The sequence below is a fragment of the Marinomonas balearica genome (assembly GCF_004362145.1).
Lineage (GTDB): Bacteria > Pseudomonadota > Gammaproteobacteria > Pseudomonadales > Marinomonadaceae > Marinomonas > Marinomonas balearica.
This window is the reverse complement of sequence record NZ_SNXC01000010.1, coordinates 325,159-343,628: the sequence shown is the minus strand read 5'-3', so window position 1 is coordinate 343,628 and position 18,470 is coordinate 325,159. Positions and strand designations below refer to the sequence as shown.

Here is an 18,470-nt window from a genome sequence, read left to right as displayed (position 1 = left end):
GGCTCGTCTCTGAATCGACATTTGATAACGAAACGTTCTTATCGATTTTATTCGTCACATTCTTACTGTATGGTGGTTAGAGGTCTCACACCTACATTGCTTACGTACCGCAAAGCAGGCTGTTGTAAAAGGTTTTCGAGACGGCTGCCAAGCGGTGCCTCGCATTAAATACAATATAAAGGAGCAAAAAATGCGTAAGGTACATTTTATTGGTGGAGAAAAAGGCGGTGTTGGCAAATCCATGACAGCCCGTTTACTGGCTCAATATCACATCGACAAAGATCTGGATTTTGTGGGATTCGATTGCGATTCCTCCCACGCAACCTTCTCTCGTTTCTACAGCGACTTCGCTTCTTCTGTGGTTATTGGCGACGACGACAGCTTGGATGGAATGTTAGCCACAATTGAAGAATTCCCTGAAAAAGACCTGATTATCGATCTAGCAGCACAGTCTGCGAAACCACTCGATAAATGGATTGCCGAAACCGATGTGTTTGGATTACTTGACGAGCTAGGCTATCAAGTGTGTCTATGGCATGTAATGGATGACGGTGCAGATTCTGTCTCTTTACTCGATAAATTACTGAATCAATACAAAGATTCGGAAGTGGATTTTGTCGTTGTACAAAACTACGGGCGTGGATCAGACTTTTCTCGTTTCAAGGCTTCCGCTACGTTTAAAGCAGCCGAAAAACAGGACGCCCTAATACTCGATCTGCCAAAGCTGCAAACCAAGCTCACCCAAAAGATGGATTTCAATAACAGCAGTTTTTGGGCCGTTGCAAATAATAAAAGCCTGATGAATATCGCAGAGCGCCAACGTATGCGAGTATGGCTGCGCAATGCGTATGAACAACTGGATCAGCTCGGTTAACCCGCTCATAACCCCCAACCAAAGAAAGCCTCAGCTTTCTTTGGTTACTGTTTTTTTTATAACCTATCTGAATAAAGATCCTAATTCCTTACTAATTATTGTCTACTAATATACCCCTGCAACAACATCGTTTGATGTAAGCTTTTCCCTGCAACTTAAAGTTAAAGGTTTATGGAGTAACTTAGATGAAAGCTTTGCTAATTGAAAACAACAACAATGAATATCAAACAGAATTAAAAAACTTCGATGAAAATTTATTACCAGAAGGTGATGTCACCGTCGAAGTTGAGTACTCGGGCCTAAATTACAAAGACGCGTTGGCTATTACTGGTAAATCCCCCGTTGTTCGTCAATTCCCAATGATTCCCGGGATTGATTTCGCAGGCAAAGTTATTCAATCCGATTCTCCGAATTTCAAAGAAGGCGACACTGTCGTTTTAAATGGCTGGGGTGTCGGCGAACGCCATTGTGGCGGTTTAGCTGAACGAGCACGAGTAAAATCGGATTGGCTTATTCCTCTACCCGCGGCGTTTAATGCCCGTCAAGCGATGGCAATTGGCACCGCAGGTTACACTGCCATGCTATGTGTTTTAGAGCTTGAAAAGCACGGCGTTAAACCTGAAGACGGAGAAATTCTGGTAACGGGCGCTGCCGGCGGTGTAGGCAGTGTGGCCATCGCAATCCTTGCTAAATTAGGCTACAAAGTTATTGCGCTAACAGGACGTGCATCACAGGCTGATTACCTTAAATCACTTGGCGCGCACGATATTTTAGATCGAGCAGAAATGTCTCAACCGGGACGTCCTCTTGGCAGAGAGCGCTGGGCAGGTGTCATCGATGTTGTTGGTTCTCATGTACTAGCAAACGCGTGCGCAACAACCCAATACGGTGGTGTAGTCGCGGCCTGCGGACTGGCTGGCGGTATGGATTTCCCAGCGTCTGTTGCTCCGTTTATTTTACGTGGCGTGAAACTGGCTGGGGTCGACAGCGTTATGTGCCCTTATGAGAAACGCATGGAAGCATGGTCGCGTTTGGCTACGGACCTTGATTTAGAGTTGCTTGAATCACTGACAACAGACATCGCTCTGGATGAGGCCATCGAGAAATCCGAAGCGCTTCTCGCGGGTGAAGTTAGAGGCCGACTGGTCGTAAAAACAATGTCGTAGTACAGCGTTAAGATTAGAGTGTAAGTAATACGATACAGGTCGCTTACACTCTTCTCCCTCATCGCTAAGATGCGGTTTTCCCAAGCTTAGATGTGACTTTGGATCGGAAAATACAGCGTAAACTTTGAGCCTTTTTTGGGGGTACTTTCCAGATCGATCCTTCCTCGATGATCTTTCATAATGCCATAAACAATGGACAGCCCAAGACCTGTGCCTGACCCAACGCCCTTGGTAGTAAAAAACGGATCAAAGATTTTCTTCTTAATTTCAGCCGGAATTCCGCAACCATTGTCCCGCACAGACACAAATACGTCTTGGCCTGAAACACCACTTCTAATCTGAATTAAACCGTTTTCTTCGACCGCATGATTCGCATTGATCACCAAATTCAACAGCACTTGCTGAATTTGACCTATATTGCATTCGATAGGCGGTATCTCAGCAAGAGATGTCGTTACACGAGATTTGTATTTAAGCTCATTGTGCGCGACTTTTAGTGTTCGCTCTATTGCCTCATTTAGATTCGCAAGCTGCATAACTTTGTCTGGCGCAGAGTGGGAAAACTCTTTCAGACCAGAAACGATATCGCGAATTCGCTCTGTGCCATCTACCGTATCTTTGATTAACGATGCGGTATCCGATTGAATAAATTCGATGTCTTGCTCTTTTAGCCACTCCTCAATGTTTTCAATGGCTTCTATTAGTTCAAGTTCGGAGGATTGACTGTCTAAAGCCTGCAATTTAGTAATTGTCTCACTGTAGATGCCTACATATTCGCCCAGCGTTCTAACATTGCTCATCACATAGCCGACCGGATTATTGATCTCATGCGCGACCCCGGCAGCCAAGGTGCCTATTGATGCCATTTTCTCAGACTGGATCAATTTAGCGTGCGTCTGCTGCAATGCGTCATTGGTTTTTTCAAGCTTGGCAACGTTATCTTGCAACTGCAAAGTTCGACGCTCGACGCGTGTCTCTAACGAGCTGTTGAGGGATTTCAATTCTCGCTCGTAAACACTTCTCCGCTGAGATTCTCGTTTCAAACGCGATGACATTTGAATAAAAGCCTGTGCAACTTCTGCAACCTCATCACTCCCCTTAGTGTCCAACTTTATGTCCATATTGTCATGCGAAATGTCGTTGGCGGCTTGCCTGAGTTTACTTAAACGATTGGTAAGATAAGAACCTAGGATGTAAGAAAAAAGCGCCACCAGCAGCATTTCACCGAAAGCGATAGTAGCACTCCAGTATCGCGCTTCGGTAAGGGCTTGAGTTAAACCTGACGTATCGATCCCAATACGTATTTCTCCAAAAGATTGCCCTCCTTCGTTAATTTCAGCGCGCACATCAAACACACCGTCGTTGATCATTGCCACATCAGTATCTTCAATAAAATCTCTTTCTAGGTATTTTTTTTCGCCCGCTTGAGCAAAGATCTGCCCGTCGGGGTTGAGCACCTTAACGTAGACTAAATCAGGGTTTTTCATCAGCTCACTTGAGAAGGCATCCAGTGACGCAAGATCATAGGAAATAACGGCGTCTTTTGTGGTTGTAGAAAATAAAGTCGCCGTTGTGGTTGCTCGTTTATAAAGCCCCTCATAGTTGGTCGTTTCTAAATAGTTCAGTGTCATCGAGATCAACACTGCAAGTAGAATCGCTTCTATAAAAGCGACTCCTAGAATCGTTTTAAGCTTGAGAGACATCGTTGTATTCCTATCTTGCTTTTACATCCTGCCTTTGCTTGAAGTCATTCCTCAATCATGTGCTCCAGTAGATGTATGTTTAAGCCTCTAATATCATCCCAGCGGTCATTGGTTGCTTCCTCTAATCCCTTAAAATTTAGTGTTTTTAATAACGCAATGCCTTGTGGGTCATCGTTCATCTGCAGCATAGCCTGTAAAATTTTCTGCACTTTTTCCTTTGCCACACGCGGATGAGCCGCAATAGCATGAGACGTGTACGGCTGCGTGGTCCAAAGAACTTTCAACTGTTTACGAACCTCAGGAGAGGTGTTGTTGAATGTGCGCAACACGCCACCGCCTGCCGGAAAAAAGCCTTTCGAGACATTTAAATACACGGAATCATGAGAAGACACGTATCGCGGAGTAAACGCAATATTGTCTTTCGCTAGTTGAGCACGGGGCAAAATACTCGCGGCAAACGCCGCAGGCGACGGGAACGCTAATTGCGCGTCTTGTAATTCCGATAAACTATTAATCGTGCTGTCTTTGCGGACAACTACAATTCCTTTAATTTGCTTATTCTTTTGCTTAGCGACCGCTTCGTATCCCGGTTTTTCATGAAAAACGATGTAGTGATATGGGTTCATATAAGCAAGATCATATTCTCCCGCCAACAAACGTTTTTCAAATTCAGGGATATTTTTCGCAGTTGTAAACTGTATATCGACACCTGAGGCATCGCTGATGTACTTCAAAACAGGCGACCACTTTGCCGCCAGCTTTTTAGCAGACTGTTGGGGGACAACGCCAAAGGTCAAGCCTTGTGCACTCACAACTGCTGAGAATAACAATGAAACCATCATCAAAATACGAATCGTCATATTTCCTCCTTTTGCATGACATGCTTGCGACTGAATCGTCGTTTTGTATTCTAACTATAGATTCCCTTCACCAAATTTCCTGCAATATAACAATACTTTACATGATCAAAGCGCTAAGGAAGCTTATACCCGTAACGCATGCGCCCTTCGGTATAAATCCGACGAGCAAAGAACCCTAATTGCAACTAGTTTCACCTTGTTTTGCATCTAGTTGCAAAATGTCACGTCTCTGCAACATTCAGCTTCTATTGTTGTCCGCAAATCAACCAACATAAGAGGATGGCATGATCGCTGTTACCGATTCCAAACACTTGTCGCCCATGAGAAGACTGCGGCACAAACTTGTCATTGCTCAACGAGATCCAACCCTTTTGATCGGGCTCATATTACTGTTTATTTTCGCTTGGTTGATTGCCGCGCCGATTCTAAACGTGATGCTTGAGATCATGACGGTCCAATCTGGCGACGAAATGCGCACTGGCACAGAAGCAGGCGGCATAACGACCTATTACCTTGAGCGCGTTTTCTCTTCTCGCATGTCATCGATCATTTTTTGGCGACCGCTTTGGAACACGCTTATGGTGGCTTTCACATCCATGATCCTCGCGATGGTGATTGGCGCGATACTCGCTTGGTTGCTCGTTCGCACAAACTTAATGGGTCGCCGCTGGTTATCTACTGCTCTGATCATTCCATTTATGTTACCGGCTTGGACCTTTGCACTTGCTTGGACCACTCTGTTCAAAAACGCAACGATAGGCGGTCAACCCGGTTGGGCTGAAGCAATGGGGCTCCAGCTTCCTGATTGGGTCTCGTATGGCGCGTTTCCAACGATCGTCATTATGACGCTCAACTACATTCCATTTGTTATCTTGCTGGTGGGCAATGCATTACGCCGCTTAGACAGTCAGCTTGAAGAAGCGGGACAGATGCTCGGCGCAAGTAAAGGCAGTGTCGCGCTATCGATTGTATTTCCATTAATGCGTCCCGCCATTATGTCTGCTGCTTTATTAATCTTTGCGGACGCCATTGGGGAGTTTTCCGTTCCTTATGTGCTTGGCCTTCCTGTTCAATTTGAAACACTTGCCACCTCGCTTTACCGCGCAATAGGCACACAACAAAACGGTGTCGCAGCCGTCTTTGCTGGCGTTATTTTAGTGGTTGGAATGGCAACGCTCGCACTAGACACATGGATGATGCGAGAAGCACGCCGCTTTGCCATTATCGGTTCAAAAGGCGCGATGGAACGCCGCCAGTCTCTGGGAATTCTAAAATGGCCCGCCTTTTCGATTGCATTACTCATGTTTTTTATCAGTGTCGTCGTTCCGATGGGCGCACTCGCCCTTTCCACTGTCATGCATTTACCGGGGCGATTCAATTTATCTAACTTCACCCTCGATTATTGGATCGGGACAAACCTCGACACCATCGCGTTACGCAACGGCATTCTATTGTCATCCGAATTTTGGAATGCGGCATGGAGCTCTGTTCGAATCGTCGGCAGCGCCTCTATTTGTGCTGGTATCTTAGGATTGCTCACAGGTTACATCGTATTGAGATCGCCTTTACGTAGCGTATCAATCACGTTACGCCAGATTACGTTCTTCCCTTACCTTGTTCCGGGGATTGCATTCGCTGCGGCATTTTTAACCTTATTCGCGGTACCACATGGTCCTATACCGGCATTATATGGCACCCCTATCATTCTATTTTTAGCCTTAGTTGCCGACCAAATGCCTTTTGCCAGTCGCGCCGGAATCTCCGCCATGACGCAACTCGGCAGCGATGTCGAAGACAGCGCTCGTGTGGCAGGCGCTGGCTGGTTACGACGCATGTTTTCGATCATATTACCGATTCAACGAAACGCCCTTGTCACTGCCGTACTGATGCCCTTTATTTCCGGCATTAAAGGCGTCAGCTTGTTTATTATTCTCGCTGTTCCCGCAACGGATGTATTAACCACCTTCTCAATTCGTCTTATCGATTTCAATTATACCCAGGCCGCTAACGCCGTTGTGTTGATGATTGCACTGATCGCTCTATTAGGCACCTTGCTTATTAATCGTCTCACCGGAACGGGCTTAGCCCAAGGACTTGAGAGCTAACCATATGTCGAACATTACGCTTACCAATATTTCTAAACGCTATACCGCGGATCATCCACCTGCTGTCGACAACGTATCGATGGAAATCGAAGACGGTGCTTTTATGTGCGTCCTCGGTCCTTCAGGCTGCGGAAAGTCGACGATACTGCGGATGATTGCAGGCCTTGAACACCTTAGTGATGGGGAAATAGCCGTTGACAGCAAGCCGCTTGATAACGTTTCCAAAGGCATTTTCATACCGCCTGAAAAACGTCATATCGGCTTAGTCTTTCAGTCTTATGCGCTTTGGCCTCATATGACAGTGAGCCGCAATATAGAATTTGGCCTCAAATTAAAAGGCATGTCCAAAGAAGAGCGCCTTGAGCGCGTCGCGAAAATGATCGTCATGCTTAAGATCGAAGGCTTAGAGGATCGTTATCCTGCTCAACTTTCTGGCGGACAGCAACAACGTGTCGCACTGGCTAGAACACTGGCGATGAATCCGGGGATTCTTCTTCTGGACGAGCCCTTATCCAACCTAGATGCAGCGCTTCGTTTATCAATGCGCGCTGAACTCACCCGCCTGCATCAGGAGTTTGGAACCACGATTGTCTTTGTTACCCACGATCAATGGGAAGCCATGACATTAGCCACCAAGATTGCGGTTATGAGCAAAGGCGAGTTACAACAACTTGGCACACCAGACGATATATATGAACGCCCAGCAAACCGTTTTGTGGCCGAGTTTATTGGAAACCCTCCAATAAACATGATCCCAGCCAATACAAGCGCAGCGCAAACCTTCTTACAAGCAATAGGCTACCAAGATACACCACCGATTGGCGCTCAACTGGGGCTACGCCCAGAAGGTATAGACCTTCGACGAGATGCCAGCTTATCCAGTGTGCTCGCAACCGTGACCGACATATTACCGACAGGCGGAGCGTGGATTATTGAGCTGAATGTCGGAAGCAACGAAACCGGTAGCGAAGGCTACCACCTCGTCCATACGACACAGACTCCGCCACACTGGAAACAAGGAGAGGTCGTTTACGTGCACGTTGCCCCACACGCCGTGCATTTATTTTCCGCTGAAGGGGATCGATTGTCCCTCGAAGCACAACCTGAAGTCATGGTTTCGTCTTCCAATTCGGAACTTGCTTCGCCTACTTTCGTTCAAACAAAACTTGAGGACACCCCATGATTCGTAATGCAGCTAACGCACTCTTGGTCAGTGCGCTTGTTTCCACCTCCGCGATGGCTGAAGATTTCAATATCGATGCCTTGATCCTAGCCGCTAAAGCCGAGCCACCTCTTTCGGTGTTCGATTCAACCGGTAAAATCAAAAAACAAGCAGCCGCTTTTGCTAAGAAGTACGGAATTGAAACAACTGGGACGAAAATAAAAGCAGGGGCAAACATCAAAATGGTAACAGGCGAGACCAAAGCCAATAACGTCAAATCCGACGTGGTTATTATCTCCGACGTACCCGCTGCTGCCGTTCAGTTGCTTGCTACAGGTTACACAACGAGCTATTTGCCAGCCGATATGACGGATAAGATTCCGGCGGAATTCCGTGATCCATTGGTAGTATCAACCTCACCTGTTGTTTGGTCATATAACACAGCACTAAACGACAGTTGCCCAGTAGATAACATTTGGGCGCTGACAGATCCAAAATGGAAGGGTCACATTGCGATGCCTGATCCTCTGAACAAGTCGATCTACACTGACTGGTTCAATCAGTTTGCCATGCATCATGATGCTGACATTGCCGCGGCCTATGAAGCCCATTATGGAAAACCGCTTAAAACAGACCTAGACAGCGCAACAGCGGCTTTTGTTGCAGCTTTGGCTGGTAATCAGCCATTGCTCACTAACTCGGATAGTGATGTTGCCTCCGCCGTTGGCGCACCCGATACGAAAGAAAATTTCATTGGTATCATGTCCTCAGCGAAATTCCGTGAAAACAAAAACGGTATGAAGTTAGGCATTTGTGACTCAATGAAACCGATGGTCGGCATGCTGTATCCTAAGTTTATGATGATTACGGCTGGCACAGACAGCCCGAATGCAGCGAAACTCTTTGTACATTACATGCTAACCAGCGAAGGCTTCGCTCCTCAGGCAATCGACGGTAAGATTTCAACAAACATCGACAACAAGATTCCGACACAAGAACCTTCTGGTGTTGCCGCTCATCTTGATCAACTCTTTAAATACAATCCAGCAACCTCGAAAGACGATTGGGCAAGCCGTCAGGATTGGCAGGATCTTTGGGCCCTTGCGCGAGCAGGTCAGCTTTAAGGCGACGCCAGCACACCCGAAGCAGGCTCGTTAAGGGCCTGCTGATTTCATGCCATAAAAACATGCCATAAAAAGGAGGCTTATGAATATAAAAAACACGGTTGAAACTCGGGCAACGTTTTTGAAGTCACTTATCCAACGTGCGGCTGATTGTGCATTGGATGGCTACAACAATCGCAGCACGGGCGACTATAGCTTGAAAGGTCCACAAGATTACCTTACTGAAACCGATCTAGCCGTTGAGAACCTAATTCGCGACGAAATCAGTCGTGCCTTCCCCGAAGATGCGATATTGGGAGAGGAAACAGGAGGTGAGCCGAATGAAATGACGTGGATTATCGATCCAATAGACGGCACCGAAAATTTCGCTCGAGGCACGCCCCATTTTTGCGTCATCATCGCATTTTGTTTAAATGGACGAGCGGTACTTTCCGCCATCGCTCAGCCAGTACTAAAGACAATTTACTTTGCTCAGCAAGGCAAAGGTGCCTATAAAAATGACCAGCCGATCCACACCTCAAAAACCGCCTCGCTGGATCAAGCGAGTCTGGAATTTGGTTGGTCTCGCAACATAACAATAGACGAACACCTTAGCGTCCAGCGATATTTACTTGAACAAGGCGCCAGTATTCATCGTCGCGGCTCTGGCGGTCTCGCGTTGGTCTGGGTGGCAGAAGGATGGTCTGACGCGTACCTAGAACTGTCAATGAACAGCTGGGATTGCGTCGCGGGCATGCTACTCGTCGAAGAAGCTGGTGGTCGCGTAGGTCATTGGCCAAATTCCGTTGCCGACTTAGCCAAGAAAGGCCCTGTTATCGCGTCTTCCCCTTTAATTGCAAACGCAATTGAAGGCATCAACTACCCTAATATGAAACTGAAGGACAGCTTATGAGCACTGTCGAAATAGCCAACAAAAAGCAAGTATTTCAAGAAGCGGACGAAGCCCGTGGACCAATGCACCTTATTCATGAAAACTTTCTAGGCCGAGGCATCGACCTGTACATTGGTAATAAGCAAGCGGCTTCTGATCCAAGCTTACTCAAAAAACACAATATCGGTACCGTATTCAACTGCGCAGTCAACCTAGATATAAACATTGTGGAAAAGAACGACCCACTGAGCAAAGTACAAGCGTTCGGCTGGGCATCGGTTCGATACTACAAGCATGGTATTGTAGACGGTCCCGGTAATCCGCACCCAATGATACTGGCAGGATACTATCAACTGCGCAGTGTCATTGATCAAGAGTTGCCAGATAAACCAAGCTACCCTTGGAATGGCACAGGTAATATTTTGATCAACTGCCGTGGTGGCCGCAGCCGTTCCGTTACCTTAACCGCACTTCTTTTGCACCTTGATGAGACTGAAACGTATCCAACCCTTGACGCCGCCATCAATCACATTAGAGTAGCAAGACAACTGATTAAAGAAGAATGGCCAGAAGCACCGAAACCGATCTTAGTGGACGCTGCACGTTGGGCCGCAGAACAAGTAAAACGAATCACCCCCTATCTACCGAAAGAGAGTTAATCTATGCGCAAGCCGAAAGGCCCTAGTAAAAGCCGTGCGGCTTCCGCTGCTGATGTCGCTCGACTCGCTGGCGTCTCGCGCTCGGCTGTCTCAAGAACCTTTACCGACGGCGCGAGCGTGTCGACAAAGACACGGGAGAAAGTGCTCGCCGCCGCCGAAGAGCTGAACTACCACGTCAATCATCTGGCACGTGGCTTGTCTCAGGAAAAAAGTCGCCCTGTTTGCTTACTCGCAGCAAACCTTGATAAGCCCTATCACAACCTTTTGCTTGATGCGTTAACACGTCAATTGCAAGCAGATGGCCGTATGGTCATGGTTATTAATGTCAGTGCCGACCCTACCAGCGCAGGCGAAGCACTCAATAGAGCGCTGCATTACCGAGCGGCGGCCAGCATCGTGATGTCAGGAACACCACCAGAAGAAATGGTGCAGTCCTGTATAAAAGCGGGGCAAAAAGTCATACTGATCAACCGCCACAATGATCTACAAGACGTGCACCACATACAAATAGACTATGCACAGGCGATGCAGGAAGCGGTCGAATTTTTCGTTCAAGCAGGCTGTCAGACATTAACACTGATTAGCTCTTCAAAGGGAACCCCTAGTTTGCTTGCCCGCGAACGCTTTTTTATCCGCTCTGCACAGGAACGAGGTCTGCAATTGACTATCTGGCGGGGTGAGAATACAAATTACGAAGACGGACAACTCGCCGCCACGACATTGTTATCGAAACCAACACGAGACGACGGCTATTTCTGTATTACGGACCTAGTGGCCTGTGGATTTATCGATACGGCGACTCATGAGTATGATGTGGACATTCCTAACGACCTCTGTGTGCTCGGCTTTGATGACATTCCTCAAGCCAGTTGGAAAAGCTACAACCTGACAACATTCGCACAACCTTATAACGCCATCGCAGAACGTGTGACCGACATTCTAAACTGTGATCAGGTTAACCTAAACGATCAGGAAAGCAACGAAGAACCCAGCACCGACGCAGAGCGTCAAAACCACACCCAAACTGAAAAACGAGATTTGCGATCAAAACTGCAAGCTACCCCAAAATGGCGTGACACGGTTAGAAGCACTGAATCTACACTGGAACAATACGCTGAAGTCGATTAGCATCGTTGCAACACAAACATCAGTAGGAAATTGATATGCCAAAGGCAAGTGACATCAAAAAGAACATGGCGATCCAATATCAGGACAAAACATGCATTGTTAAAGACATCGAGCGCTCCGTACCGCAGGGCCGTGCGGGCGGAAGCCTTTACCGCATGCGCATGTACGATGTCGTATCAGGCCGTAAAATCGATGAAACGTTTAAAGATTCTGAAATGCTGGACCTTGCTGACCTTATTCGTCGTCCAGCGAACTTCTCCTACATCGACGGCGAAGAATACGTATTTATGGATGAAGAAAACTACACGCCTTACAACCTGAACAAAGAAGCCATTGCCGACGAAGTCTTGTTTTTAAACGAAGACACTCAAGGCATGCAAGTCATCTTGGTTGACGATGCGCCAGTGGCTTTGGATATGCCAACGGTTGTTGAACTAGAAGTCATCGAAACAGATCCGTCTATCAAAGGTGCTTCTGCTACGTCCCGTACGAAACCTGCGACGCTATCAACAGGTGCAACGGTACAAGTACCTGAGCATATCTCGACCGGTGATCGCATACGCGTCAACGTTGAAGAGCGTAAATTTACAGGCCGCGCTTAGTTCCGACTTAAAGATAAAAACCAAGACAAAAACCAAAAAAAAACCACCCTGATCAATCAGGCGTGGTTTTTCTTTTTTCATGATGTATGGCTTAAAATGACGCGTAGATCTGTCGTCTCATTAATGCGTATCGTGAATTTCAGCGACAAAGTCATAAGAGTCTCCTGGAAACCACGACCTCGTAAACTCAACGGGCACCCCTTCTTTATCGACGCCAGTCCTTTCTATATACAGCACCGCCGCAAGCTCTGGAATATCAAGCAGTTGTGCTCGCTGATCGTCTACTGTAATTGCACGCAGCCGTTGGAAAGCGCGTACCGGACGCTTTCCCTGTTCTTCGAGTACTTCGTACAACGAACCATCAATCGCAAAAGGGTTATCCAAGTAATGACTGGGAACCGTCGCAAGTTCAAGCGCCATCGGTTTACCATCCGCGTAACGCAAACGATAGAAACGCACAACATCTTGATCAGGTTCTAACTGAAGTGCTTGGCGCTCATCTTCATGAGGAATACCGAGAGATCGATCCAGCCATTTTGCCGTGGTCTCTTTACCACGGTCACGCATCACTTCTGTGAAACTGCGTAGATGATTGAGGGGTTGCTCCACTCGCTCACTTACAAAGGTGCCTGCGCCTTGTCGCTGAGTCAGCGTTTCTTCCTTAACTAACTCATCGATCGCCTTTCGGATAGTTACTCTCGACACATCCATATATTTAGCCAAGTCTCGCTCAGGTGGCAATACGTCTCCGTTCAAAAGGCGACCTGCTACGATGGCAGATTGAATGGCCTTTTTGACTTGAATATACAATGGAATGCCTTTCTCTCGAAGCGAATCAGGATTACCAAACAAGTCATTTACACGATGTGCTGTCATATATTTTTCCTAAACTGGCGCTCCGTGCCATTTTTTTCTTCATTACGGTACATATATCAATAATCAGATTACGTCATTGAAGCTTTACTCTATCAAGCGCCGCCCCTTGCTCATCAAATACATAGACTTTACGCGGATCGATCCCAAATGAAAGCTCATCTCCCGCGCGATGATCATTGTCACCGTCCACTTTCGTCACCAACTCACCCTCTCCGTTTAAATCCATATAAAGGTAAGAGACTTCTCCGAGATGCTCTACAAGAGACACTTGCCCGACCAGAATATTGTCCACACACTGGCGACTAAAATGTTCTGGGCGCAATCCGATGGTGACCGTTTGTCCCTGATGCAGGTGAGAACTGTCGACCGATGCCACAATAATGCGGCCGGATTCTAACATGACTTGGGTTGATTCTGTGCCTTGAAGGTGGATTTTCCCCGATAAGAAATTCATTTTCGGAGAACCAATAAAGCCAGCAACAAATTGCGTTTTTGGATGATGATAAAGCTCTAAAGGTGCGCCAACTTGCTCGATACGCCCTTTATTCATGACGACAATTTTATCACCCAATGTCATTGCTTCGGTTTGGTCGTGCGTCACATAGATCACGGTCGCTTTTAGCTCTTGGTGTAACTTCCCAAGCTCAACACGTGTTTGTACTCGCAATGACGCATCGAGATTAGACAAAGGCTCGTCAAACAAAAACACTTTCGGCTCTCGAACAATCGCTCGACCTATGGCAACACGTTGACGCTGCCCTCCTGACAGTTCGCGAGGCAAACGCTCCAACAAATGGTCTATTTTGAGTTTTTTCGCCGCATCGGTGACTTTACTTTTTACAAATGCCTTGTCTTGACCCGCAATTTTGAGCCCAAACGCCATATTTTTATAAACATTCATATGCGGGTATAGCGCGTAAGACTGGAACACCATTGCTACACCTCGCTTCGCCGGTGGCGCCGTATTTACGCGCTGATCATCGATGATTAAATCCCCCTCTGAAATCTCTTCTAAGCCTGAGAGTAATCTCAATAACGTTGATTTTCCGCAACCCGACTCACCGATTAGAACGACAAACTCACCGTCCTTAATATCAAGATCAATACCATGCAAAACATCCACATTACCGAAACGCTTTTGCACATTTTTAAGTTGTAAATTTGCCACTTTGAATACCTCCGGTCGCAATGGAGTCGGTTACTTGACCGCGCCACTCGTTAGGCCACGAATTAACTGCCTAGAAAAAATTGTATAGAGTATAAGTACAGGAACGATCGCCATCGTGAGTGCGGCTAATACCGAAGTCCAATTGGTCACATATTGCCCTACAAACTGCTGAACACCGAGCGTGATCGTCCTTGTTTCTTCACTTGGCGCGAGAATTAGCGGAAACCATAAGTCATTCCATATAGGGATCATGGTAAACACGGCCACGGTTGCCATGGCAGGCTTCAGCAAAGGCAAAATAATACTGAAGAAGATACGATACTCACTGACGGCGTCACAACGTGCAGCCTCAACTAACTCTTTTGGTATCGTTCTAACAAATTCAGACAGGATATATACCGCCAAAGGCAGCCCTTGTGCGATGTAAACCAACACCAACGACGTCAAAGTATTGACCAGGTTGAGTTCGACCATCAGACGCAAAATACTGACTGTGCCTAAGCGAATCGGAATCATAATTCCCATGGCAAACAAAAACGTAATGAGTAAGTTCGTTCTAAATCGGTATTCAGTCAGCGCCCACGCCGCCATTGCACCGAGTAGAAGAACTAAGCCGACCGCTAATACTGTGACAATGATGCTATTCCAGGCAAATAAGCCGAAGTCTGACCTCAGTAATACTTGCTCAAATCCCACCATTGAAAACGTATCGCTCGTTGGCAAAGCCAACGGGTCACGAAAAATACCTTTGCGGTCTTTGAACGAATTGACAATGACGATCAAAATAGGAAACAAGGCAATCACGGTATAAGCGAGTAACACCGCATGCACCGTGGTACTTTTTGAGACATTTCTTACCGATATATTGGATAAGAAACTTTGTGTTAACCTCATGATTTAGCCCCTTAGAACTGGAAGCGTTGAATGCGACGTTGAACGAAAAACAAAAACAACATCACGCCCACCAAAATAATTAAGAACATCAGTGTTGCTACCGCAGCGCCCATTGTGCTGCTGCCTTGCTGAAGCTGAAAACCAAAAAAGGTCCGATAGAAAAACGTTCCTAGCAGATCCGTCGAGAAATTAGGCCCCGCCAATGCACCTTTAACAGCATAAATAAGTTCAAATGCATTGAAGTTAGCAACGAAGGTTAAAATCGAAACCATTGCTATGGTTGGCAAAATTAATGGTAGTTTTATATACAAAAATGTTTGAAAGGCATTTGCTCCATCTACCGTACTAGCATCGATAATGTCATCAGGGATATTAAGTAGCGTTGCATAAATCAGCATCATTGGAATGCCAACAAATTGCCAAACGGAGATAAAGCTCAACGTTACTAAAGCACTGCCTTCTTTTCCTAACCAAGCATCAAAAAACTGCCCTAAGCCAATGTTATATAGAAACTCTTCTGAAATTCCCCAGATTGGACTTAAAATCAATTGCCAGACGAATCCTATAATCACGACAGAAAGCATCGTTGGCATAAAAATCAAGGTTCGATACGTACCAGCAAGCCTTAATTTAGGGGAACTCAGTAAAACGGCCAAAATGAGGCCGATAGGATTTTGCAGTAACATATGAAATGCAAAAAATTGAAAGTTATTACTCAAAGCATTCCAAAATGCGGACGACCAATTCTCATCAGTCACAAGCGTCACAAAGTTTTCTAGCCCAACAAAGTAGCTTTCCCCAGACTGCTCCTGATACAAACTTAAGATCAAGGTATCAAGTAATGGGTAAACGCTAAATGTCACGTAAATCAATAAACCGGGGCCTAGAAACACAATTAAGTGCCAAGGAAACGGTTTTTTTTCTTCAGGTTGTATTGAAGATGACATAACCAGCTCTCATCAATGAATGAAGAAGTGACGAGATATTTCTCGCCACTTATAAGCACTAATTCAACTCAATTATTGTTGAGGCGCGTACCATTGCTCCAGACCTTTTTGCGTTTCGCTAGCAGCTTCTTCAGGTGTCATCGTTCCATTGATCACTTGCGCACTGACATTCCACAATTGGTTTTCAAGGTTTGGCGTACCTCGAGAGAGGATCTGATACGAATTTCGAATAGTGGATTCACACTGACTACGCCAACTAATAAACTCCTTTGCCACCGGGTCTTTTATTGCAATAGTGTGATTAGATAACGGGAAGAAGCCCGGTACCGCATTCGCGAACAACGCACCAAATTCTGCGCTCGCCATCCAGTTCAAAAAGATTTTCGCCGCCTCTTTGTTTTTCGACGCAGCATTAATACCAATACCAATATCAGTATGATCACTGATATAACAAGTATCCCCTTCTTTCAGCACCGGAGGCTTAAAGGCACCGAATTCAAAATCAGCCTGATTATTAAAAGTTTGAATGTCCCAAGAACCTGCTGGGTAAATTGCGGCGCGACCTAAGGTAAATAAATTTTGCGAATCCGAGTACTTTTGAGCTTCAAACCCTCGGCCTAAATACGGCTTCCACTTCGCCAGCTCTTTCCAAGTATCGACGTAAGGTTGATCCGTTAACTTTGCGCTGCCATCGATAAGGCCTTTGCGTCCCGTTTCGCCCTTCCAGAAGTTCGGTCCAATGTTTTGAAAGCCCATGGTTGCAGCTTCCCATTGATCCGCTGTCCCCATATCTAAAGGAGTATAACGACTTTCAGATTTTATCGTTGCCAACGTATCAAAGAATTCCTTTTGGGTATTTGGAACCGATAAATTTAACTCTTCAAAAATTTCTTTGTTATAAATGAAACCATGAATAACCGACGCCATTGGTAAACAAAATTGTTCACTACCATCGTCCGTGACCCATGCACTTTTTGCGACGTCTGAAAAATCATTTAAGCCTTCAAGACCGTTTAAACTTTCAAGATAGCCCGATTTAAACAGTTGTAACGACGCATCAAATGGACGACAAGTAATAATATCGCCCGCGGAACCTGCCTGAAGCTTAGCTTGAAGCGCAGAGTTATAGTCAGTTGGTGGTGTAGGTGCGAATTGAAGTTTGATGTCTGGGTAATGCTTATTAAAAGCGGGAATAATGGTGTCTGACCATATATTGGCATCATCCGAACGCCAGCTTTCTACATAAAGTGTATTAGAAGCACTCGCTGTGCCGGCTAGCATTAAGGCAGCAAGGCAGGTAAGCGTTTTATGGGGTAAAGCGGAACGTACTTTTAGCATGATCACTCTCCAATTGGTTTTATTTGTCGTTCACTTGGTTTTTTACATTTTGACGCTATTATTGGTATTTTTTAGGTATCGTCATTTCCACAATATAATACCAAAAAAATACAATCGTCAAATATATGAAACAATTTATTGATTATTTTTTGCATAAATCATTTTTTTGGTGTTAAATTGGTTTTATTTAATGAGTAAAACCCTATGCGCGTTATCATTCTTGATTCTGCTAAAGACGTCGCTCAGTTTGCAGCTAACACGATCATCGATACCGTAAATCGAAAAATGCGGCCAACCCTCGGTTTGGCGACTGGCTCAACGCCTATTGAAGCCTATCGCGCAGCCATCGATGCGTATAAAGCGAATCGTGTCTCGTTCGCTCAAACTGTTACCTTTAACCTTGATGAATACATTGGTATTAAAGAAGAGCATATCCAAAGTTATCGATATTTTATGAACCAACACTTTTTTAGTCATATTGACATTCCACTCTCAAATACCTTTTTGCCGAGTGCGGCTTCTCTTAACGAAGCTCAGCTCCATAAAAATGCACATCAATATGAAGAGGCGATAAAAAAAGCAGGTGGAATAGACCTACAATTATTGGGCATTGGTGAAAATGGACACATTGGTTTCAATGAACCAACATCAAGCCTTCGTTCTCGTACACGCATTAAGTCGCTCTCTGAGTCAACGATAGAGGCAAATAAACGATTTTTTAAAAACGGGGAGTATCAACCTCGTCTTGCATTAACAATGGGAATTGAAACGATTTTGGAAAGCCGACAACTGCTGTTATTAGCAACAGGCTCTAAAAAAGCGAATGCAGTCAAAGATATGGTAGAAGGTCCTTTAACGGCAATGTGTCCTGCCAGTGCTCTGCAACTTCATCAAGACGCAACCATCGTCATTGATAGCGAAGCAGCCGATAAGCTGGTGATGAAAGATTACTATCTTTGGTGCGAACAACAGCGTCAGGATCTCGAATAAGGA

The 18,470-nt window shown here is 45.8% G+C and carries 17 protein-coding genes; 10 read left to right on the top strand and 7 right to left on the bottom strand.

Annotated elements, in window-relative coordinates; translation table 11 throughout:
* Positions 1-190: 190 nt before the first annotated feature.
* Positions 191-874, top strand: coding sequence for a nucleotide-binding protein (locus tag DFP79_RS06720; protein WP_133503163.1), 684 nt, complete (start codon positions 191-193; stop codon positions 872-874).
* 185 nt (positions 875-1,059) lie between these two features.
* Positions 1,060-2,040: an acrylyl-CoA reductase (NADPH) gene (acuI, locus tag DFP79_RS06715; protein WP_133503162.1), complete on the top strand. Its 981-nt coding sequence runs from the start codon at positions 1,060-1,062 to the stop codon at positions 2,038-2,040.
* Between the two features lie 86 nt (positions 2,041-2,126).
* Here the strand turns inward: acuI and DFP79_RS06710 are convergent, their stop codons facing one another.
* Positions 2,127-3,743, bottom strand: coding sequence for a sensor histidine kinase (locus DFP79_RS06710; protein WP_133503161.1), 1,617 nt, complete (start codon positions 3,741-3,743; stop codon positions 2,127-2,129).
* A gap of 44 nt (positions 3,744-3,787) precedes the next feature.
* The gene (locus DFP79_RS06705; RefSeq protein ID WP_133503160.1) at positions 3,788-4,603 is read right to left on the bottom strand and encodes a phosphate/phosphite/phosphonate ABC transporter substrate-binding protein; all 816 of its coding nucleotides are present in this window, start codon (positions 4,601-4,603) and stop codon (positions 3,788-3,790) included.
* 284 nt (positions 4,604-4,887) lie between these two features.
* On the opposite strand from DFP79_RS06705, the gene DFP79_RS06700 reads away from it, so the two are divergent.
* From DFP79_RS06700 to efpL, 7 genes are all read left to right on the top strand, one after another.
* Positions 4,888-6,708, top strand: a complete 1,821-nt coding sequence (locus DFP79_RS06700; RefSeq protein ID WP_133503159.1) for an ABC transporter permease — start codon at positions 4,888-4,890, stop codon at positions 6,706-6,708.
* 4 nt (positions 6,709-6,712) lie between these two features.
* Positions 6,713-7,891, top strand: a complete 1,179-nt coding sequence (locus tag DFP79_RS06695; protein ID WP_133503158.1) for an ABC transporter ATP-binding protein — start codon at positions 6,713-6,715, stop codon at positions 7,889-7,891.
* Positions 7,888-8,994, top strand: a complete 1,107-nt coding sequence (locus tag DFP79_RS06690) for an ABC transporter substrate-binding protein (RefSeq protein WP_133503157.1) — start codon at positions 7,888-7,890, stop codon at positions 8,992-8,994. The genes DFP79_RS06695 and DFP79_RS06690 overlap by 4 nt, the downstream gene beginning before the upstream one ends.
* A gap of 82 nt (positions 8,995-9,076) precedes the next feature.
* Positions 9,077-9,886 carry an inositol monophosphatase family protein gene (locus DFP79_RS06685; RefSeq protein WP_133503156.1) on the top strand — a complete coding sequence of 270 codons (810 nt, stop codon included), beginning with the start codon at positions 9,077-9,079 and terminating at the stop codon, positions 9,884-9,886.
* The gene (locus tag DFP79_RS06680; RefSeq protein ID WP_133503155.1) at positions 9,883-10,524 is read left to right on the top strand and encodes a dual specificity protein phosphatase family protein; all 642 of its coding nucleotides are present in this window, start codon (positions 9,883-9,885) and stop codon (positions 10,522-10,524) included. The genes DFP79_RS06685 and DFP79_RS06680 overlap by 4 nt, the downstream gene beginning before the upstream one ends.
* A gap of 3 nt (positions 10,525-10,527) precedes the next feature.
* The gene (locus tag DFP79_RS06675; RefSeq protein ID WP_133503154.1) at positions 10,528-11,652 is read left to right on the top strand and encodes a LacI family DNA-binding transcriptional regulator; all 1,125 of its coding nucleotides are present in this window, start codon (positions 10,528-10,530) and stop codon (positions 11,650-11,652) included.
* A gap of 35 nt (positions 11,653-11,687) precedes the next feature.
* The gene (gene efpL / locus DFP79_RS06670; protein WP_133503153.1) at positions 11,688-12,254 is read left to right on the top strand and encodes an elongation factor P-like protein EfpL; all 567 of its coding nucleotides are present in this window, start codon (positions 11,688-11,690) and stop codon (positions 12,252-12,254) included.
* Between the two features lie 120 nt (positions 12,255-12,374).
* On the opposite strand, the gene DFP79_RS06665 is transcribed toward efpL, so the two are convergent.
* The 5 genes from DFP79_RS06665 to DFP79_RS06645 form a co-directional block, all read right to left on the bottom strand.
* Positions 12,375-13,130, bottom strand: coding sequence for a GntR family transcriptional regulator (locus tag DFP79_RS06665; RefSeq protein ID WP_133503152.1), 756 nt, complete (start codon positions 13,128-13,130; stop codon positions 12,375-12,377).
* A 73-nt stretch (positions 13,131-13,203) separates the two neighbouring features.
* Positions 13,204-14,298, bottom strand: coding sequence for an ABC transporter ATP-binding protein (locus DFP79_RS06660; RefSeq protein WP_133503151.1), 1,095 nt, complete (start codon positions 14,296-14,298; stop codon positions 13,204-13,206).
* Positions 14,299-14,328: 30 nt separating this feature from the next.
* The gene (locus tag DFP79_RS06655; protein ID WP_133503150.1) at positions 14,329-15,192 is read right to left on the bottom strand and encodes a carbohydrate ABC transporter permease; all 864 of its coding nucleotides are present in this window, start codon (positions 15,190-15,192) and stop codon (positions 14,329-14,331) included.
* 11 nt (positions 15,193-15,203) lie between these two features.
* Positions 15,204-16,139 carry a carbohydrate ABC transporter permease gene (locus DFP79_RS06650; RefSeq protein ID WP_133503149.1) on the bottom strand — a complete coding sequence of 312 codons (936 nt, stop codon included), beginning with the start codon at positions 16,137-16,139 and terminating at the stop codon, positions 15,204-15,206.
* A 72-nt stretch (positions 16,140-16,211) separates the two neighbouring features.
* Complete coding sequence (locus DFP79_RS06645) at positions 16,212-17,477, bottom strand: ABC transporter substrate-binding protein (protein WP_133503148.1); 1,266 nt, start codon at positions 17,475-17,477, stop codon at positions 16,212-16,214.
* Between the two features lie 204 nt (positions 17,478-17,681).
* On the opposite strand from DFP79_RS06645, the gene nagB reads away from it, so the two are divergent.
* Entirely contained in the window at positions 17,682-18,467 is a 786-nt protein-coding gene (nagB, locus tag DFP79_RS06640) for a glucosamine-6-phosphate deaminase (RefSeq protein ID WP_133503147.1), read from the top strand.
* Positions 18,468-18,470 lie beyond the last annotated feature (3 nt).